The following is a 19,434-nucleotide window of genomic DNA, read 5'->3' as shown; positions in this document are numbered from 1 at the left end:
CTACCGGCTTCGCCACCTATGCTGCTGCGCTTACCATTAAGGCTTTAGCAAACCCTAAAAGCCCAGTAGTGAGCACCTTCTTCAGCAATGTAAGGGCCGTCAATAATGGAGCTGACAAGCTTGGCCTTGTTTTCAGCTTGGAGTTGATCGCAAACCTCTTGAAAATCTGTGCTGTCGTAATAACTTTTACGAGTACTCACAACCACTAATCCCCCCGGCTTAGTAAAGCGAATCATTTCTTCGAGGGCTGTGGGAGGCACATGACCGAGAGTGAAAACGCCACAACTAATAGCAGCATCATAGCGATTATTCGGGTAGGCTTTGATGGGTTTAGTCATATCGCATCCCCCGGTTAAATTGCGATAAGCCTGGGTTTTTTCAGCTTCTTCAACCATGCCATGGGACAAATCAAACCCATCAACATTTTGATAGCCTTTGCGACGTAACGCCATACCGACAAGGCCTGTCCCACAGCCTGCATCTAAAATTTCGATTTCCGGATTCCGTAAATTCAAAAACTTGCCATCCTGCTTGGGTAACAAATCCAAATAGGCAGCAATGTAATCCGGACCACAATAGTCTTCATTCTCAACATCTTGGTCATAGGCCCTTGACCATTGATCGTAGTATTGCTTGATATCTTCAGCCTTTCCAGAAAGCTTGTGGGCTTCCTTGATCGCATCAAAACTATTAACTGCCTTGGCACTTTTGGGTTCAGCAATGGTTGTCTTCAAAATAAATACCTCTTGTTGTTGACAACTTTTGACATCTCTGATGTCTAGAGGGCTAGAAAGTAGTTATCAGCCCAACTCCTATCAAGAGAAACCTCTAGTGCGGAAGAGTTGGAAAAATTTTAGTCATCATCGGGTGATAAACCCCATGACAACATTGTTTTCCAAAGTCGAACTCCTTTATTTTGGCTAGGGATGGTTGATCAGGATAATCGGAATCATCGTGATCAGAGACCGGACTGGGAGCACAGCTCCACCAGACAACTTCCTTTAAGAGGTCTCTCGTTAAGTCCATATTTATCCCTAGCATTTAGACCTCTTGTAGAATAACATAGTTTGTGCAAGCGACAAAATTTTTGAGCACTTTTGCGATTTCGATCGGGCTGTAATCTAGCTATCACAAGGGATAGTTGTAGTTTTACAAAATTTTAAGTCGGCCTCGGCGATAGTTTCTCTTCACTATCAACTGGGGGGCAACACCTATAGTATGTATCAATCCCATGAGGTACTTAAGCCGGTGGGTTTTAGGGAGTAGGGAGTAGTGACAGGTTCTATGACATGAAGGAGTTTCACCCATCACCGACTGCATCAAGACAGGGATAATAAACTTGAATGTACTTAATAAGTATAATTAACGCTATAGTATTGATTGACATGAGATTTTATCGGGGTTTACGATTTTATTAAGTACATAGTTTTCAGTTTTCAGGGAGTAGGAATTACCCCTAACCCCCCTTAAGGGTTAGGCTGTAAGTCAAATACAAAAATAATCAGATGCATTTCGAGACAGTTGGTAACGATCGCCTCAATGGTCTATTTTCTTAGTCTGATTGGGAATCACTGCGCCTCATAAAAGCTCTACAATCTAACCGTAGCCCCTAACTCGTGGCCTTAGCTCACACACGCTATGCCCGCCTATCTGTCATGCTTGATACAAATTCAGTTTTAGACGTATTACGACCAGTACAAGACCCCGAACTCCAGAAGAGTTTGGTGGAATTAAATATGATCCGCAATGTCAAGGTTGACAACGGTACAGTCAGTTTTACCTTAGTGTTGACCACCCCAGCCTGTCCCTTGCGGGAATTTATTGTAGAAGATTGCCAGAAGGCAGTAAAACAGCTATCGGGAGTAGAAGAGGTAGTAGTCAATGTTACCGCTGAAACACCTCAGCAAAAATCCCTGCCTGACCGCACTGGTATTGAGGGCGTAAAAAATATTTTAGCCATTTCCAGTGGTAAGGGAGGCGTTGGTAAGAGTACTGTTGCGGTAAATGTGGCAGTTGCTTTGGCTCAGTTGGGGGCTAAAGTCGGTCTCCTAGACGCTGATATCTATGGTCCCAATGCTCCAGCTATGCTGGGATTAGCTGATGCCAAAGTGATGGTTCAGAAAGGAAAACAGGGGGATGTGATCGAGCCAGCCTTCAACCACGGTGTCAAGCTAGTGTCCATGGGATTTCTAATTGATCCAGACCAGCCAGTTATTTGGCGCGGACCAATGTTAAATGGGATTATTCGCCAGTTCCTCTATCAGGTAGAGTGGGGTGAATTGGACTATCTGATTGTGGATATGCCACCAGGAACTGGGGATGCTCAGCTAACCTTAGCCCAAGCAGTACCGATGGCAGGAGCCGTAATTGTAACAACACCCCAAAATGTGGCTCTGTTAGACTCCCGCCGAGGGTTGAAAATGTTCGAGCAAATGGGAGTCCCCGTGTTGGGAATCATAGAAAATATGAGTTACTTTATCCCACCAGACTTGCCCGATCGTCAGTATGACCTGTTTGGCTCTGGAGGAGGTGAAAAAACATCAAAAGAACTAGGTATTCCCTTGCTCGGTTGTATTCCCCTAGAAATTTCCCTACGGCAGGGAGGAGATCAAGGATTGCCCATCGCTGTGGGGAATCCAGAGTCAGCCTCCGCTAAAGCACTGGTAGCGATCGCATCTCAGATTGCTGCCAAAGTTTCCATTGCTGCCCTTTCTAATTAACAAAGGCATAACTCAAAAATAGAAAATGGAAAATCACCATTAACAATTTTCTCAGGGTTAATACCTAATAGCTCATAGCTAATATAGGAACCCTAAATAAATTGTGAGAATTTTTATTCTCTACTCCCTGCTCCCTGCTCCCTGTTCCCTATTCCCTATTCCCTATTCCCTGTTCCCTTTGCTATAGCTCATACCTCATAACTGATGGTACAAATTAATAAATTTAATAAATTTAGAATTAGAAATAGTATTCGTTGGCGGCTGTTTTGGGCCCCCTGGCAGGAATTAGACTGGCAACTGTTATTCCTGACTGTGGGGCTGACCCTCTTTGGGGCAGTGATGATTCGCTCTGCAGCCATCGACAATCCTGAAAACTACTGGCTCTCCCACTTGCTCATTGGTAGTATTGGATTGTTCATCGCTCTATTCATTTCCCGATCGCGCTATCAATCCCTGATCCAATGGCATTGGTTAATTTACGGGATCACTAATCTGTCCTTAATTGCTGTAATGATTATCGGTGCTAGTGCTAAAGGTGCTCAGCGTTGGGTTACCATTGGAGGGTTTAATGTTCAACCCTCAGAATTTGCCAAGATCGGGTTGATTATTACTCTAGCTGCCATCTTGCACAAACGACCAGCTACTACCATTCCAGCAGTAATAGCAGCTTTAGCAGTCACTATATTACCTTGGGCATTAGTGTTTGGGCAGCCTGATCTCGGAACATCCTTGGTGTTTGGGGCAATTACCTTGAGTATGCTTTACTGGGCAAATGCCAATCCCGCCTGGTTGGTCGTGTTGATTTCCCCTCTGGTGTCAGCCATTGTCTTCAGTATATCTTCACCTGCATGGTATACCTGGGCTGCTGTAATCACACTGATTGCCTTCCTCAGTCTCCCTTGGCGCTGGTTGGGAGCCTTGGGTACCCTGGTTGTTAACCTAGTTGTCGGACCGTTAGGAAAAGTCTTCTGGAATCTGTTGAAGGACTATCAAAAAGACCGATTAACGCTCTTTTTAAACCCCGATCTAGACCCCCTCGGCGGAGGATATCACCTAATTCAGTCTCGGATTGGTATCGGTGCTGGTCAACTTTGGGGAAGGGGACTCAACCAGGGAACTCAAACTCAACTCCACTTTATCCCGGAACAGCATACTGACTTCATTTTCTCAGCCATTGGTGAAGAACTAGGCTTTATAGGTTGCTTGTGTATTTTATTAGCGTTGTGGTGGTTGTGCCTACGCTTGGTGCTGATTGCTCAGAATGCTAAAGACAACTTTGGCTCTCTGGTAACAATTGGCGTGCTCTCAATGATTGTGTTTCAAACCGTGATCAACATTGGGATGACTATTGGCTTAGCTCCCATCACAGGAATTCCTCTACCTTTACTCAGTTACGGTCGTTCAGCCCTACTAACCAACTTTCTTGGCCTAGGGTTAGCCCAAGCAGTGGCCAATTATCGACAGCGATTGAAGTTTCAATGAGTTATGGGTTATAAGATACTGGATGACTAATAAGTCCAATAGCTCCTATCCTAGTAAAGGAAATCTAAGTTTTTAGGCACTCATGATTTTTCCAGGTTCTATAGTTCGCGTAATTAATGTAGACGATACCTATTATCGCTTTGAGGGGCTAGTACAGCGGGTTAGTGATGGTAAAGCAGCTGTGCTGTTTGAAGGAGGTAACTGGGATAAACTAGTGACGTTTCAGCTGTCGGAAATCGAAGAGGTGAAACCAAAAATTGGTAAAAAGGGTTAGTGGACAGGCATAGATCAAAGAGATCAATAACTAATGACTAATGACTAATCATGACTAATCGCTAAACCATGCGCCTTCCCTTACCCCAGTTTACTCCCAGCAATCGCTCAGAACATCACCTTGCTGAGGTGATTGAAACAGCAACTACAGAATTTCTAGCTCAATGTTTAGAGCCAGAAGATCTAAGCTTTCCGGTCATGCCTCCCTTTGGCAGCTGGGTAAAATCTGTAGATGATGAGTCAGGTAATCAAATTTTTGCTGTAGTTTATTATGCTACGACTAGCCCGATTGACTCGGTTCATCGAGCAACAGCTTTAGGATTGTCACTGGCAGAATTACGTGAGCAGCAGCCTCAGATTTTTGCCATGCTCAAAACTGAGTTTCGTGCTGCCATCGTTGGGTTTATGTCTTCCGAAGAGGGTGTTAATGGTTTTAGCAACCATCACGGTCGAGTCTATCAGTATCTTCCACCCCGTCCACCGCAAATTCATCAACCTGTCTACCAGTGTGAACCATCAGAGGTTATTCACTTTAGTGAACAGTTGGATTTTTTGCGAACACTTTTGGAAGTCAATGGTGCCCCAGTAGACCCACTGACAGCAGCTGTGATTAGGGAAGTTTATCGTCTTCGTCAGACTGACCGCGACTGGTTAGTCAAGGCCGGACGAACCTTGAGTGTCTTACTTAAGGATGATTATGACCGCTTGCGGTATATTTTGAGTCAAATTCATTGTTGACATCTCCCCCGGTTGAAACACGGGGGATTCTACGAGGTTGTTACGTGGCAGGTTGAAACCGTGCTACGTAACAACCTCGTTCGATATGATTTTTTCAGGGATTTGAAAATGTCATATCGATGTGGAACTGTCAAAAATTCCCTACTCACCTTGGCTAGATCAATACCTAGCTGTGTGGCTACTTTTCTAGCGATGTTAGTCGCTCCATTACAATCAGCGTTAATCAGGCACCCAGAAGAAGTTTTGTACAATCCACGCTTCACTCTTTTCCCTGACGGTTTCCAGTTCTTGGGTTTTTCACCATAATTTGGAAGGCTGTCTTTGTCTAGGCAAGACGCTTTACTGGTGTACGCTTCTTCGGTAATTGTCAGCTTAATCCCATATTCAGGGCAAAGTTGTTCAAGTCTATTGATTAATCTTTTTGTTGGGATAACTACAAAGTTCTGATTGCCCCGCTTTCCTATATTGATTGAATCTTTTTGGCGTTCGTTCCAGCCAATTATCAAGTTTCCTACGCGTTCGCGTAGCGTCGGCTTTGCCGAATCACTAAGACAACGGTTAATAATAAACCTGGCGGCTTTATTAATTGCATCTCGCATCTGGTTGTTTCGTTTCCGTTGGACACGATCGAGATTGGAATCCCAATAAAACTCGGGCTTACCAGTTTTATACTTTGCAACCAAACGAGCATACCCTTGGTTCATTGATTTAAGCTTACGACCATCAATGATTAGGCTTTTTCCGTGGGTCGAAACTCCGGTCAGCCAATTATCGCCACCGTGATCAAAACTCCATGCCTGTGAGTAATCAAGATTTGGGTTACTCTCTACCGGTTTCTTTCCGTCATCAATTACCCAATCGATCCACAGCTGCCCCAGATATGGGCGAACAGTTACTTCATTGACCCAATCTGGATCAATGAAATCTGGAGCTTGCAAAGTAATTTTAGTAAGCAGATCTGGTTTGCTTTCTTTACTTATTGACGGACAAAACAGACCTTCTTTGTAAGTGAGAGCCTGTCTAGGAAAAGTAACAGCAGCCAATCCCCCTTTCTTTCGGTACCTAAGAAGTTTTGGTCTATCTACTTGGCCTTTGTAGTATAGACCGACAAGTTGGTTATAACTTGTGATTGACTCGGCTACAGATTTAAGGGTTTGTTGTGCCGACTGAGCGGCCATGGCCTTGTAATGTGGGTTATCTTTCAGTTCTCTACAAAGTTCTGCGTATTTGGTGCTGCACTTGTAAGTTTTCCAGCCATAGCGCAGAATTTCATCTTTCCAATAAGTTGTATAAGCTTCTGGTTGCTGTTCTAACCATTTGTAATGCTTTTGTTTAGAATAATAAGTCGCACAATTCCATAAGTTGTTAGCATTTTCACATTGGAACACCCAGAAAGCTTTATCCTCGTCTGAGAAGTCAGCTCTTACTGAAACCGTCCTATACATTTGTCATCACCTCCTTGGTTTGTTAGAATACCTTCAGTATAGACGTTGGTTCTAAACATGTCAACAACAAATGAGCGGAAAACAAAAAAAAGGATGAGGGGGATACCCGTACATCATGATGAACTAAAAAAGCCCCATACAGTTTGGCTTACCGGGGCTGCGTGGAAGTGGCTTCAATTGTCAGCTAAAGAGTCAAATACTAGTGTTGGGGAATTTCTGGAAAATTGGATAAGAAAAGAGATGGACACGACTGGATAAATCCAGTCTCTGAGTTTCACCCTCTATGCAAGAAAAGGGAGGCTCTAACATTTCAGGATGTTTTGGTAGTATCGTCATCCCCCGTTAACCCTCACGGGTATAATGGGGGATGACTACGAATTACTTGACAAATTACTTTTTTAGTTTCCTGGTTATAAAAGTCGAAGTAACGGTTAATACATATTTCTGTTTCCCTATTCCCTACTCCCTATTCCCTATTCCCTATTCCCTATTCCCTATTCCCTATTCCCTACTCCCTATTCCCTATTCCCTTTACTCATTACCAGCTTCATCAATTTGAGCCTCCAATTGGGCTACCTTTTGCTCCAGCTGTTGCTTTTCCAATTTCAAGTTTTCTGCTAAGGCTTCAATTTTTTCGCGACGTGCTTCTACTTCTAAATCGCGGATATCTAACCCTTGGCTTTTCAAGGTTAGCTCTTGCCGCCATTGTTCAGCCCGTTTCATTTCTTCCTCTAAAAAGGTAGACTTAACCTCAGCTGTTAAATACTTCTTGACTAAATCTAACACCCAATCGGTGGCAGATTGAATAGTGATCACCTCTTGAGTTTCAGCCAGATCGATTAAGACTAAGCAACCTTCTTTAAAAGCTTGGGAATTAGTAAACGCCACAGGTCTTGGCTCAATGACTTCCCAGAATTGATCAGAGTTTTGGCGGGCAAGTAGTTGTAATTGGAGCCCGCCAAAATCATCATTGTCTTGAACTTGAGCTAGGTGTAGCATTATCGGTTTGATTGAAATCTGTTTAAAGTCTATTTAAGCGATCGCGTAAAATAGACTCTTGCTTTTTAGCCTCAGCTAAAGCCTCTTGAGCACCCTTAACCACAGCTTCTGGAGCTTTACTCACAAAGTTCTTATTACCCAGACGCCCAGACAAGGATTTGACTTCCGCCTCTACTTTACGTAACTTCTTTTCTAACTTAGCCCGTAGAGCATCCACATCCACCACACCAGTTAGGGGAATTAGCACCTGGACAGTACCGACTACACCCGCCATGGTATTTTTAACCTCTTTGTCCAAGGCTGGAGTGATGGTTAATTGATTGACCTTACCTAAGTCTTTGATATAGGCAAGACCCGCCTCCAAAATTTGACGTTCGTCACTGTTGCTGCTTTGCAGAATAACAGGTGCGGTCACCCCTGGTTTAATCTCTGCCTCAGCCCGGAGGTTGCGGATAGTACGGATTGTACCAATCAGCAGCTCAAACCTTTGCTCTAGTTCTGAGTCAATTAGAGAACTTGGGGATATTGAAGAGTGGGTATTGCCTATTGACGAAAGGTCATGGTCTATTTTAACGTCTCCCTCTTCTATATCTTTGATATCTTCTATATCTTTAATATCTTTTCCCTGTTTGATATTTCCATCAATAATACCCATTTTGGACTCAATTTTACTCAATTCCGAAGATTGCTGAGTGTCTTCCTGGCCAACAATTTCTGCTTTGATGGATTGAATTTTTTGAGATAACTCTTGACGATTTTCAGCCTTGAGCACATAACGGGAAACAAACCAAATGGCATATCCTAGACCAATCAGTTCTAAACTAGTTGAGACTAAGGAAATGCGATTGAGCGCACCCACGAAGGCTGTGAGGATATTCAGGGCAATAATTCCTCCGACAACCAACCCTGCTGCGATTATCGGTTCTTTGTAGTCCTCGAACAACTTCCTAGAAATTTCTCGCACTTTAAACAATACAGCTACACTTTGCTTAGAGATTTCCTTTTCCTTAGACAAAGATGTTCCTGACCTCGGTGATTGGGCATCAGGATAATCGGATGTATTATCGGTTAGCAGTTCGCTGTCCGTTGTCTGTAGTTCCTCTTCCCCAGTTTGACCATCTAGGTACTCTATAGGATAAGGTTGTAGCGCCAACACCTCCCCAGATTTCTGGGTCAAGGTGTGCCAGATTTCTTCAGTGATATGGGGCATGAATGGATGGAGTAGCTTTAGGATACCCTCTAAAACGTAAGCTAGAGTTTGCTGTGCCACAACCCGTGACGGAGAATTTGCATCCTGACGCAGCCTAGATTTTACCAGTTCAATGTACCAATCACAAAAATCACCCCAGATGAACTCATAAAGTCCCTTAGCCGCTTCTCCCAAGCCATAACCATCTAGATAATCCCTAGTTTGACGCACCACTTGATGAAAACGGGAAAGAATCCAGCGATCGCATAATTCCAATGCCTCTACTGTTGGTTGACCCAACTCTTCGGGAGTCTTACCATCAAGGTTTAGCATTACAAACCGGGCTGCATTCCACAGTTTATTGGCAAAATTGCGGGATGCTTCTACAGAAGCTGACTCATCCGTCTTGCGGTCATACTCTAATCGGATATCTTGACCGGCACCTGCCACTTCCCGAACCAAAGTATAGCGCACGGCATCCGTACCATACTTGTCAATCAGGATTAAGGGGTCAATACCATTATTAGCCGACTTAGACATTTTCTTATTGTTCTCATCCCGCACTAGCCCGTGGATGTAAACACTCTTAAACGGCATTTGACCCGTAAAATGTCCTGCCATCATGGTCATGCGGGCAACCCAGAAGAAAATGATGTCAAAACCTGTTACCAGGGTGGTAGTGGGATAGTAAGTCTTCAAATCCTTGGTCTCCTCAGGCCACCCCATAGTCGAGAATGGCCACAATCCTGAAGAAAACCAGGTATCCAGCACATCTGAGTCTTGCTCTAGCTTGACATTTTCTCCAAATTTTGCTAATGCTTTCTTCTTAGCCTCTGCTTCATGGTGAGCCACAATAAACGGAGTCTCGCTAGTGATTGTGCCATTGGTTTCACTTACCACATACCAAGCCGGGATTTGGTGTCCCCACCAGAGTTGGCGGGAGATGCACCAGTCTTTTAATTTCACCAGCCAATCTCGGTAGACCTTCGTCCAGCGTTCCGGGATAAATACCGGTGAATGGTGCTGGTCAAGAGACTCTAGGGCTCTGTCAGCTAGGGGGCGAATTTTGACAAACCATTGCGTTGAGATTAGGGGTTCAACAGGAACCTTTCCGCGATCGCTATAGGGTACCGTATGTTTGTAGTCCTCTACCTTAACCAACAGCTCTTCTGCTTCCAGCTGCTTCACCACATTTTTCCGGGCTTCAAACCGGTCTTGTCCTTGGAAAGAGCCAGCCTTTTCATTTAACGTGCCATTCTTATTCATGATATTAATGAATGGCAGACTATGACGCTGACCCATTTGAAAGTCATTAGGGTCATGGGCTGGAGTTACCTTGACGCAACCGGTGCCAAACCCTGGATCAACCAACTCATCAGCAATAATCGGAATTTTTCGTCCCATAATTGGCAAGGTTACAGTTTTACCAATTAAATCCTGGTAGCGTTCATCATTAGGATTAACTGCAACCGCCGTATCTCCCAACATAGTTTCTGGTCTAGTGGTAGCTACTTCCACAAAACCATTGCTATCAGTCAGGGGATATCGAAAATGCCACAAATGCCCATCAACTTCCTTATTTTCCACTTCCAAATCTGAGACAGCGGACTCCGAGGCTGGACACCAGTTGACCATATATTCGCCCCGATAAATCAGTCCCTGATCATAGAGTTGAACAAAGGCTTCAATTACTGCTTTCGATAAGCCTTCATCCATCGTGAACCGTTCCCGGGACCAATCCACCGAAACCCCCAAACGCCTCAGCTGGTTAACGATGGTGCCACCTGATTCTTCCTTCCACTCCCAAGCCCGTTCAAGAAACTTTTCCCGTCCCAAGTCATAGCGGGTTTTGCCTTCAGCTTCTAGCTGTCTATCGAGAATGGTTTGTACAGCAATACTAGCGTGGTCAGTTCCCGGTAGCCACAGGGTATTGCGTCCTGTCATCCGGTGGTAACGGACGAGGGTGTCGATCAGAGCACTCTCGAAGGCGTGACCCATGTGCAACTTCCCAGTAACGTTAGGTGGGGGGATAACAACGCAATAGGGTTCACCCTGGTGATTGGGGTCAGCTTTGAAAACTTGGTTTTCTTCCCAGTATTTTTGCCACTTGGCTTCGGTGGTTTTGGGTTCGTATTTGGTTGCCAGGGTGGGTGTGCTTGCGGTCATGCTGGGAATGGTGAATAGATGGGCCTACCTCAATTTTGCCACAGGCTCAAGGTATAGTTAAGTAAATAAACGGCAAAGACGGGAAGGATGCTAAGGCAGAAAAGCAGGGGAGCATGAGTCGGTGGGCAGTCACCAATTACCTGTGCAGCTAATAAATAGATAAATACATAAAACCCAGTCGTCTTCGCGGTTGATGAATCGATATCAACACCTCAGAGTCACCCTATCAGCATTTAGAAAAATTTCCACATCCACAGTCAGATAAAGTGTCATGCTATTCATATAACAAATGAATAGCAGAACAACTGAGGAGTTAGGAACTTGAAAAAAGTAGAAGCCATCATCCGGCCATTTAAGCTGGACGAAGTCAAAATTGCCCTAGTCAACGCTGGCATTGTCGGAATGACAGTGTCTGAGGTTCGAGGCTTTGGACGCCAGAAAGGTCAGACTGAACGTTATCGCGGTTCAGAGTACACGGTTGAATTCCTACAAAAACTCAAAGTGGAAATTGTTGTAGAAGACGATCAAGTCGATATGGTCGTAGACAAAGTGATCGCTGCAGCTCGCACCGGTGAAATTGGCGACGGTAAAATTTTCATTAGCCCCGTCGATCAGGTGGTCAGAATTCGTACTGGGGAAAAAAATCTAGAAGCGGTCTAAATACCCTATATACCAATATACCAAGGGAGCTGAGGCACGGTTTACCGAGTTAGCGTGCCTCAGTCGATTTTTATAGGGAGTTGACGGTTTTAGCCACGCTAGTTAAGATAGCTGTTTCAACTGAGGTAGTAGTAATTCAAAAGCCTTGCCACGATGAGAGCAAGATCGCTTCATCTGAGGCTCCATCTCAGCAAAGGTTAACCCCTGCTCTGGAACCAAAAAAATTGGGTCGTAGCCAAAGCCACCAGTTCCCCGAGGAGCTGGCAAAATTTCCCCCCGACAAATCCCTTCCGCTTGGAGAGCGATCGCACCATCTGGACGAGCAATCGCCACTACACAAACAAACTGGGCTTGCCGATTCACTTCCAAACCTAGCTCCCCCAGTAGCCGCTCAATTCGCTCTTGGTCGGTTTTGCCATAGCGTGCAGAATAAATCCCTGGAGCACCATCTAGGGCATCGACTTGCAAACCGGAATCATCAGCAATTGCCCATTGCCCAGTTGCCTGGGCTACTACTGATGCCTTCAGACAAGCATTGGCAGTAAATGTATCTCCAGTTTCTTCAATCTCTAGCTCTGGTGGCTTTAACTGCAATTCCCAGTCCAAAGAATCTAGGTATGTCTGCATCTCCTGCAGCTTACCAGGATTGCCTGTAGCTACAACCAGCAATTTTGGCAGCAAATTTGGGGTTTGATGTTGGGATTTTGGATTACTCAAAGCAACAAGGTCAGATTTTGAGTTCTCCCTGGTTTGAAAACACAGGGATTCTAAGCTGATGTCGTTACGCGGGTTGAAACCGCGCTCCACGACGCTTACTATACTAAAGCCTAGAGTAACCTAGTCTATATAGTTTGGCAGACTCAACACTGCCCTACCTCCCTCGGATTAACTCAAACAGTTAACCTGTGGATTTACTTTCAATTTAACTAGCTTTCGGAGTGGTTGTACCAACAAATTAGGGCAATAAATCACTACTTTTTGCTGCGTTACTTGCCTGTACCATAGTCGTAGGATATACCCCGTCTCTTCCTGGCCGGAATTTCACCGTACTAGCAAAATATAAACGTGACCAACCTTGTCCCTACTTACCATTCTATTCTAACACAATTGCCTGGATTTATCCCGGCGCACTCGCTGTCCACTCAATAAATTAAGTGGCTAACCCTAGTTTGTTGTTTTTCTGTTTGATGAAAGGTTAACTAGCAATCAGAGTCAGTTCGATACAGCTCAAGCAGCGTTTAATGCCCGATTGCGATCTTACTCACCAAAGCCCAGATTTTCAATAACCCAACCAAAACTAGCCAATCCAAAATCCAACATTAATCCCAAATTTAACTCTAAAACTTACTGGCCCAATCTTTAGCCCAGTTTAAGGTTTGAGTTACCTGTTCAAGGGTAGCGGCTTCACAGTAGAGTCGCAATAAGGGTTCAGTGCCACTAAAGCGAATCAGCAACCAGCTGTCGTTAGCTAAACGGAATTTGTACCCATCTGTGGTTTGGCAATCCACCACTGCCTGACCATTAATTTCTTGGAGAGGCTCGGTTTGTAATTGTTCTTGTATACGCGATCGCACTTCCATCCCCGATAGATGTAAATCGATCCGGTCATAGGCAGAAGCATAGCCAGTTTGCTCTTGCAGACTCTTGTAGAGTTCACTTAAGTCTTTTCCAGATTTAGCGATCGCTTCTAATATATACAGTGCTGATAATAGAGCATCTCGCTCAGGAATATGGTTGCCATAGCCAATGCCTCCGGATTCCTCACCCCCTAGCAAAGCAGGAGTGGATAACATCCGGTCAGCAATATACTTATAACCGATAGCAGTCTCATAAACTGGCAAATTATACAGTGCTGCCACTCTAGGAATTAGGTCAGAACCACTAAGAGTTTTGACCACTTCACCACTAAAGTTACGTCGTGATGCTAGATGTTCAATCAGGATGGGAATCAGGATTTGGGGGCTAAGGAAATTGCCCTCACCATCAGCGGCTGCAATGCGATCGCTATCCCCATCAAATGCCAACCCAACCGCTAATTCAACACCCGGTTCGCGGTGGTGACTCTGGAGCGCTTCAAATAGCTCAGACAGATAACCGGGTAAAGGTTCTGGGGATTTGCCACCAAATAAGGGATCCCGTTCGGCCTTAATTTCGATAATGGGTACCCCAAGAATCTTGTTCAAGCCTCCTGCTGCTGCACCATTCATGACATGGGCAAATACAGTCAGTTTCTGCTGACTAATCAGCTGTTGAATCAGGGCAATATCAACCTTTTGTCTTAAAGCATCACAGTAACTTGACCATGGGTCAAAGGTCTTTATACTCCCCTCTTTCTTAGGTGTAGCTGGTGCTTGAGAAAGTTTGGCTTCAATCTGTTTAGTTATTTCTAGAGGAACTGATCCACCAAACGCTCCTTTGACTTTTAAGCCTAGGTAATTGCCAGGATTATGACTAGCAGTAATTACCAAAGCTCCCAAAGCATTTTGGGACTTGGCTGCCCAACTGAAGGCTGGTGTAGGAGCATAACTGTTAGATAGTAAGACATCAAAACCAGCAGCTTGAACCACCTCTGCGGTTTTTTTGGCAAAGTCTTCTGCCATGAAGCGTCGGTCATGACCCACTATAATCGTTTGGCTACCCGTGGTTTCCCCATAAGCATCTGCCAGAACTTGAGCAGCAACAGGGGCAACTATTGCCAAGCGCTCGAAGGTAAAATCGGCGGCAATGATACCTCGCCAGCCGTCTGTCCCAAATTTAATTGAATCTCCGGCAATCGCCATAATAGTAGTATATAGTTACTTAAATTTTAATACTCTGACGGCAAAATCCTAGCATTGGAAAGAGTTAGTGTCTTGGTGACCCGCCAAAGCCTGAGCTGGCTTGTGTCGCCATTTTGTCGTCATCTAGTAGTACTGATAGTAATTACTTAACTTAAGTCACTCTTTCGGGATTTTGTCCAGTGGGTGTATTGGCTACCACCATTGACGTTGGACCATTGGCTAGCACTGATGAGTTGCTCAGCAACCAAAGTTTTTCCTAAATGTAAGCGGGATATAGTCAGGTTTTACCCCTCTTGCGGACTCTTCCCTCTGTTCTAAATCTCGATCAATCATCCCCCGACAAGGGCAACAGTTTCCTAGTGGTCGTTGCTGATATCCTGCTTAGGTCGGGCTGACTAAGGCAGCTTCTTAAGTACAGAGATTAGATTCATGCGTTCAATGTAGGGCCAACCACCCTTTTCTTCAATATCCTTTAGCAAATCATATAGTTTCTGGCGAGTATCGGGCAATGAGGCTTGAAAGAACCCGTCTCGAATCTCGCCATGGACTTCCTCTAAACCCCTGAGTATAGCCAACAGCGCTAAGTTATCACCTTGGTAATTCTTTGCCAAAGAACGAATATCAGCGGTAATCTCTAGTAATTTAGCCTGTAATTGCTCTGAATCCAAATCTTTATCCCGATCCATTCCATCAAATAACTGTCGCAGTAAAGGCGGCTCTTCCCGTGTACAATGCTCTAAAGAACAGCTGAGGCTCACGGAATCGGTGCCATTTTTGCATGCCCTATGCCCCAATGGCAGTAGTTCAACCAAATAACAAGCTTCCCGATAGTTTGTGTGTAGCCCGACTTATAACATGGGTGTGGTGTGAATTGTGGATAATACTGGTCAATGCCTAGAGGGCAGCAGCTGTTTAACTCCTATTGCACCAGCAACCCAATTCCAGAACCAACCTAACATACATTTTTAGATCTGATTATTGACGATTGAGATTGACTATGAAGTATCGTGCTTTGATTTGTGCCTTCCTGGCGTTATGTCTGGGGGTCTTTACAGCTTCCTGTTCTCCAGATATAGCAAGCTTGGAAAGTATCGAAGGACTGACCTATGACCAGATTAAAAATACTGGTTTAGCGAATAACTGTCCACAGCTGTCAGAAATGACTCGGGGTGCTATTCCTGTAGACCCCGACCAGTCCTATGAGATTGTCGATATGTGCGTACAGCCAACCACCTTCTTTGTCAAGGAAGAAGGAACTAAGCGCAAAGAGGCAGAATATCTTCCCGGCAAATTATTGACCCGTTATACCTCTAGCTTGGTTCAAGTGCGAGGAGACTTAGTTTTTCAAAAAGATGGTAGTCTGAAGTTTTTGGAAAAGGATGGTATAGATTTCCAACCCATCACTATTCAGTTGCCTGGAGGTGAGCAAGTCCCATTCCTGTTCACCATTAAAAAATTGGTTGCCACAACTGAGCCTGGTTTGGAGAGTATCAATGCTTCCACCGACTTTGTTGGCGATTTCTACGTCCCCTCTTATCGGGGTGCTGTTTTCCTAGATCCCAAAGGTCGAGGTCTGGCTAGTGGTTATGATAATTCGGTTGCTTTGCCATCTCAAGCGGATAGCCAAGAGTTTGCCAATGTTAAGAGCGCAGATGTGGGCGAAGGCACCATTGAGCTGCGCATAGCTCAAGTAGATAGGGAGAGTGGGGAAATTGCTGGTACATTCATAAGTGAACAACCCTCAGATACTGACTTAGGTGCTGATGAGCCAGAAGAAGTGAAAGTTCAGGGGATATTTTACGCTCGCATTCAACCAAAACAAGCATAGCTGACGTTGGTTTGAGTCTTGGAAGCCACTGACTCCCAGAATGGGAAATTGGCAAAAACGTTAATTGCTAAGGGGCGTATGCCCCTTTTTTGATCGAAATGTGGCGTTTTCGATATCCTGTATGTATTATTAATAAACTTTCATCCTTTGTAATTCGGGATTATGGGTAAATTACTATTTTAACAAACTTAATGGGAAATCTACAATTAAAGCAATAACATTATGATCAGGCCAGTGGTTGGATATTAATAAACTAGATTAACTAAATTACCTATGTTATCAAACCAAACTGCAGCATAAACTCACGCCAATAAAACTGAGCCCCTTTCTCTAAAAGGGATGCAAGATAAGATATTCCGGGGATTGGATCCGGGAAATTTTCAACCGGTAATCCCACAACCATTACCAATTCGACCTGAACCATTACCAGGATAAAAAATTTGTTCCATCCAGGAGAATTGGGATGAGTTAGGGGTCTGATAGCCGATTGTGATCTACTTGTGATCTACTTGTAATCTACCACATTAAACTTTGTTATGGCGACTAACCTTAATCATAATATTAAGTATCAAAGCTTAACATTATTACAAAAGTACCAGCAATCTAAGACCTCTGAACTTCGCAATCAGCTAGTTGCTCTCAATTTAGGACTAGTGAGGAGAGAAGCTCATCATTGGGTCAATCAGTGTCATGAAAGCTACGAAGACTTACTTCAGGTTGGCTGTATTGGCTTAATTGGTGCCATAGAACGATTTGATTCCACCAAGGGAATAGCATTTAGTTCCTTCGCTATCCCCTACATTCGTGGTGAAATTCAGCACTATTTACGAGATCGGGGTTATTCAATTCGCATTCCTCGACGCTGGCTAGCACTACGGCAAAAGTCTGTGGAAATTACTCGAAATTTACGAGCAACGTTAAATCGGCAACCGACAGAAGAAGAAATAGCAGCAGCATTAAACATTTCCCTAGAAGAATGGCAAGAAATTACCCTAGCTCATCAAAATCGGGAACCTCTGAGCTTAGATACACCAGTGGGAGATTCAGAGGACAGAAACACCAGCTTGGGTGAATTAGTCCCAGATCCTCGCTATCGCAGTTTTCAGCTGGCACAGGAAGACCAAATCCGCATTCAACAAGCCCTAGCTCATTTGGAAAAGCGCACTCGTGAAGTGCTGGAATTTGTTTTTTTACATGACTTGACCCAAAAAGAGGTAGCACAACGCTTAGACATCAGTGTAGTAACGGTATCCCGCCGCGTTAAAAAAGGCTTGGAAGCGTTGCAAAAGTTAATGAAACCGACACAAGATTAATTTTAACACTATTATTTGGTGAAGCATAATAATCTAAAATTATAGACAATTATATACAGCTGGCAAAGTAACTGGACTTGATAGCTAAGTCATCGCTGAAACGCGCTTTGGGCTTCTTGGATTGGGTGTTATTGCCCATAGCATGCCCAAAGCCTTTTGCTTAGAGTCTCCAGTTTTGGAAGTTTGCCAAAAAAATCCGATCTTTAAAGAAGTTGGTGCCACAGATCGATAACTTCAAGGGTATGCTCGGATAAAGCGTTATTTTTAGGTGGTCATGGGTAAAGTATCATGCATCGTATGGGTGAGTGTGCTGGCTCTGCTGATAGGAGGCTGTCAACCGGGTAGAAACACTGAACAGGGGGAGCCGACTACCCCTAAACCGACGCCGGTGGCTTCCCCGGATAGCACCAAACCTTCTCCTCCTGTAGCTGAATTTGCTCCTAAATCTCCGGAAACACCGGAGCAGGAAAAGGTAATACCAATACCACCATTGATCACCACCTTGCCAAGCAATGAAGTAAGAAATCGGATTGATAAGGGACGTCTTGACCCGTTTGCGGCAATTTCAGTGCAACCAGAGGTGGAGATTGTGCCGAATCCTGGCAGACCAAGTAGCTCCCCTACGAGGGTACAACCTCTGACTCCTCCACCAGGAAGACCGGCTTTGCGATCGCGTCCTGGAACCGGAGGTAGTGTAGCGGTACCCCCCAGCCCCTCAAGAGCTAGCCGTCCCAGCCCCTCAAGAGCTAGCCGTCCCAGCCCCTCAAGAGCTACCAGGCCCGACCGTAAGCCTCCAAGCTCATCAATCCCTAGAAAGTCTCCTGGCTCATCAAGAGGAAATGTTTTGCCAAGGCCCCAGAACACTCGGCCTACAGAGACTAGCATTGCTAAACCTGCTTCAAAACCAGACAATAGCTCTGTTGCCGAGGATGGTATCCCCCCTATCCCTCCTGAATTTGATCTGCAACTGCCAATCCTACCAGAACCAGAACTGGCCAATAATGTTAGTGTCACAGGGGTAGTTGATAATGGTAGGGGTGTCTATTACGCTATCCTAGATGTCCCTAATGAGCCTAGTCGTAGCGTTCAAGTTGGACAGTTTATATTAGGCGGACAAGTGCTAGTAAAGCGAATTGAAATGTATAGAGGCTTAGATCCAGTGGTGATTCTGGAAGAAAATGGTGTTGAAGTGTCTAGACGAGTTGGCGAAAACTCAGGATCAGCTTCTTGAGGTAACCTCAGGGTACAGTGTTAACTGTTAGGTGTTAGGTAAGCATTCAGCTATCAGCCGTCAGCCATCAGCCATTCCCGTACCGTGGCCCAAAAGCCTTTGGCCTTGGCTGACGCTACTAATTGTGCTGATTTTATGAAAAAGTATTAGTAGCGTACGCTATGGGCATAAACTGTTGCCGTAGCGTTGCCACAGACCTTTGGCTGATAGCTGATACGCGACACGCTGATAGCTAAAGGTGTTAGGAATTGGGTTAATGGTTCTGCTACTTAATCCCTAATACAAGGTACCCTAGGATCATGGAGCAGTGTAAACTATTGCGTTATCAAATTAGTTGTGCTGGTTTACCCTTGGCAGTTTATCGAGAGGTAGCTGCCCATTTACGGCAAGTGACAGGGGTAGACGCTGATTTACTACCCCAAACATCCCAGCAGTTTGATTACAATCAGAGTCAGGTTGGTGGATTGTGGATTGAGTATGGCGAGACTGCTGATAAAGTAGAAAGAGAACGGGTCAAGCAAATTTTGTCCTATTATCAAAATCGCTATGGTGCCTGGGAAGAAGACACTTCCGATGGTGGACACTAGCTCAAATGATGGGGAAGCAAAAC

At 44.7% G+C, this 19,434-nt stretch carries 16 protein-coding genes and 1 pseudogene; 10 read left to right on the top strand and 7 right to left on the bottom strand.

Going from position 1 to position 19,434, the window contains the following annotated elements:
• Window positions 1–44: 44 nt before the first annotated feature.
• Window positions 45–734, bottom strand: coding sequence for a class I SAM-dependent methyltransferase (locus tag F6K57_RS10950; protein WP_293067394.1), 690 nt, complete (start codon window positions 732–734; stop codon window positions 45–47).
• A 921-nt stretch (window positions 735–1,655) separates the two neighbouring features.
• Here F6K57_RS10950 and F6K57_RS10945 point away from each other — a divergent pair.
• The 4 genes from F6K57_RS10945 to F6K57_RS10930 all read left to right on the top strand — a co-directional run bounded on the left by F6K57_RS10945 (window position 1,656) and on the right by F6K57_RS10930 (window position 5,213).
• A complete protein-coding gene (locus F6K57_RS10945) occupies window positions 1,656–2,720 on the top strand; it encodes an Mrp/NBP35 family ATP-binding protein (protein ID WP_075905658.1) in 1,065 nt (354 codons plus the stop codon).
• A 204-nt stretch (window positions 2,721–2,924) separates the two neighbouring features.
• A complete protein-coding gene (gene rodA / locus F6K57_RS10940; RefSeq protein ID WP_293067391.1) occupies window positions 2,925–4,202 on the top strand; it encodes a rod shape-determining protein RodA in 1,278 nt (425 codons plus the stop codon).
• An 82-nt stretch (window positions 4,203–4,284) separates the two neighbouring features.
• Window positions 4,285–4,476: an NAD(P)H dehydrogenase subunit NdhS gene (locus F6K57_RS10935; RefSeq protein WP_044493740.1), complete on the top strand. Its 192-nt coding sequence runs from the start codon at window positions 4,285–4,287 to the stop codon at window positions 4,474–4,476.
• Between the two features lie 68 nt (window positions 4,477–4,544).
• Window positions 4,545–5,213 (top strand): HAS-barrel domain-containing protein, encoded by a 669-nt coding sequence (locus tag F6K57_RS10930; RefSeq protein ID WP_293018089.1) that lies wholly within the window; start codon window positions 4,545–4,547, stop codon window positions 5,211–5,213.
• 40 nt (window positions 5,214–5,253) lie between these two features.
• Here the strand turns inward: F6K57_RS10930 and F6K57_RS10925 are convergent.
• Window positions 5,254–6,658 (bottom strand): annotated as a pseudogene (locus tag F6K57_RS10925) (transposase).
• A 367-nt stretch (window positions 6,659–7,025) separates the two neighbouring features.
• Between F6K57_RS10925 and F6K57_RS10920 the strand changes: the two are divergent.
• The gene (locus tag F6K57_RS10920) at window positions 7,026–7,217 is read left to right on the top strand and encodes a hypothetical protein (RefSeq protein ID WP_293018090.1); all 192 of its coding nucleotides are present in this window, start codon (window positions 7,026–7,028) and stop codon (window positions 7,215–7,217) included.
• Here the strand turns inward: F6K57_RS10920 and F6K57_RS10915 are convergent.
• Window positions 7,190–7,657 (bottom strand): hypothetical protein, encoded by a 468-nt coding sequence (locus F6K57_RS10915; protein ID WP_293038702.1) that lies wholly within the window; start codon window positions 7,655–7,657, stop codon window positions 7,190–7,192. The genes F6K57_RS10920 and F6K57_RS10915 overlap by 28 nt on opposite strands.
• A gap of 22 nt (window positions 7,658–7,679) precedes the next feature.
• On the bottom strand, window positions 7,680–11,012 hold the full coding sequence (locus F6K57_RS10910; RefSeq protein WP_293067386.1) for a valine--tRNA ligase: 3,333 nt from the start codon (window positions 11,010–11,012) through the stop codon (window positions 7,680–7,682).
• Window positions 11,013–11,333: 321 nt separating this feature from the next.
• On the opposite strand from F6K57_RS10910, the gene F6K57_RS10905 reads away from it, so the two are divergent.
• Window positions 11,334–11,672 (top strand): P-II family nitrogen regulator, encoded by a 339-nt coding sequence (locus tag F6K57_RS10905; RefSeq protein ID WP_293018096.1) that lies wholly within the window; start codon window positions 11,334–11,336, stop codon window positions 11,670–11,672.
• Window positions 11,673–11,774: 102 nt separating this feature from the next.
• Here F6K57_RS10905 and rdgB read toward each other — a convergent pair whose 3' ends face one another.
• From rdgB to F6K57_RS10890, 3 genes are all read right to left on the bottom strand, one after another.
• Window positions 11,775–12,389 carry an RdgB/HAM1 family non-canonical purine NTP pyrophosphatase gene (gene rdgB, locus F6K57_RS10900; RefSeq protein ID WP_293018097.1) on the bottom strand — a complete coding sequence of 205 codons (615 nt, stop codon included), beginning with the start codon at window positions 12,387–12,389 and terminating at the stop codon, window positions 11,775–11,777.
• A 620-nt stretch (window positions 12,390–13,009) separates the two neighbouring features.
• Window positions 13,010–14,452, bottom strand: a complete 1,443-nt coding sequence (locus F6K57_RS10895) for a phosphoglucomutase/phosphomannomutase family protein (protein WP_293067381.1) — start codon at window positions 14,450–14,452, stop codon at window positions 13,010–13,012.
• 395 nt (window positions 14,453–14,847) lie between these two features.
• Entirely contained in the window at window positions 14,848–15,264 is a 417-nt protein-coding gene (locus tag F6K57_RS10890) for a hypothetical protein (RefSeq protein WP_229415155.1), read from the bottom strand.
• Window positions 15,265–15,449: 185 nt separating this feature from the next.
• Here F6K57_RS10890 and F6K57_RS10885 point away from each other — a divergent pair, with 185 nt between their 5' ends.
• From F6K57_RS10885 to F6K57_RS10870, 4 genes are all read left to right on the top strand, one after another.
• Entirely contained in the window at window positions 15,450–16,280 is an 831-nt protein-coding gene (locus F6K57_RS10885) for a photosystem II manganese-stabilizing polypeptide (RefSeq protein WP_293018099.1), read from the top strand.
• A gap of 536 nt (window positions 16,281–16,816) precedes the next feature.
• Window positions 16,817–17,593 (top strand): RNA polymerase sigma factor SigF, encoded by a 777-nt coding sequence (locus F6K57_RS10880; protein ID WP_293067376.1) that lies wholly within the window; start codon window positions 16,817–16,819, stop codon window positions 17,591–17,593.
• Window positions 17,594–17,867: 274 nt separating this feature from the next.
• The gene (locus tag F6K57_RS10875) at window positions 17,868–18,824 is read left to right on the top strand and encodes a hypothetical protein (protein ID WP_293018103.1); all 957 of its coding nucleotides are present in this window, start codon (window positions 17,868–17,870) and stop codon (window positions 18,822–18,824) included.
• 299 nt (window positions 18,825–19,123) lie between these two features.
• Window positions 19,124–19,411 (top strand): hypothetical protein, encoded by a 288-nt coding sequence (locus tag F6K57_RS10870; protein WP_293018104.1) that lies wholly within the window; start codon window positions 19,124–19,126, stop codon window positions 19,409–19,411.
• Window positions 19,412–19,434: the final 23 nt, after the last annotated feature.

This window comes from Moorena sp. SIO4A5 (assembly GCF_010672005.1).
Lineage (GTDB): Bacteria > Cyanobacteriota > Cyanobacteriia > Cyanobacteriales > Coleofasciculaceae > Moorena.
This window is presented reverse-complemented; position numbering and strand designations above follow the sequence as displayed.

What these genes read in the sequence shown, in the direction of transcription:
- F6K57_RS10875 (WP_293018103.1), top strand. Translation starts at nt 17,868, where the DNA reads ATGGGTAAAGTATCATGCATCGTATGGGTGAGTGTGCTGGCTCTGCTG.
- F6K57_RS10910 (WP_293067386.1), bottom strand. Translation starts at nt 11,012, where the DNA reads ATGACCGCAAGCACACCCACCCTGGCAACCAAATACGAACCCAAAACC.
- F6K57_RS10870 (WP_293018104.1), top strand. Translation starts at nt 19,124, where the DNA reads ATGGAGCAGTGTAAACTATTGCGTTATCAAATTAGTTGTGCTGGTTTA.
- F6K57_RS10895 (WP_293067381.1), bottom strand. Translation starts at nt 14,452, where the DNA reads ATGGCGATTGCCGGAGATTCAATTAAATTTGGGACAGACGGCTGGCGA.
- F6K57_RS10945 (WP_075905658.1), top strand. Translation starts at nt 1,656, where the DNA reads ATGCTTGATACAAATTCAGTTTTAGACGTATTACGACCAGTACAAGAC.
- rodA (WP_293067391.1), top strand. Translation starts at nt 2,925, where the DNA reads ATGGTACAAATTAATAAATTTAATAAATTTAGAATTAGAAATAGTATT.
- F6K57_RS10885 (WP_293018099.1), top strand. Translation starts at nt 15,450, where the DNA reads ATGAAGTATCGTGCTTTGATTTGTGCCTTCCTGGCGTTATGTCTGGGG.
- F6K57_RS10930 (WP_293018089.1), top strand. Translation starts at nt 4,545, where the DNA reads ATGCGCCTTCCCTTACCCCAGTTTACTCCCAGCAATCGCTCAGAACAT.
- F6K57_RS10880 (WP_293067376.1), top strand. Translation starts at nt 16,817, where the DNA reads ATGGCGACTAACCTTAATCATAATATTAAGTATCAAAGCTTAACATTA.
- F6K57_RS10915 (WP_293038702.1), bottom strand. Translation starts at nt 7,657, where the DNA reads ATGCTACACCTAGCTCAAGTTCAAGACAATGATGATTTTGGCGGGCTC.
- F6K57_RS10920 (WP_293018090.1), top strand. Translation starts at nt 7,026, where the DNA reads ATGACTACGAATTACTTGACAAATTACTTTTTTAGTTTCCTGGTTATA.
- F6K57_RS10935 (WP_044493740.1), top strand. Translation starts at nt 4,285, where the DNA reads ATGATTTTTCCAGGTTCTATAGTTCGCGTAATTAATGTAGACGATACC.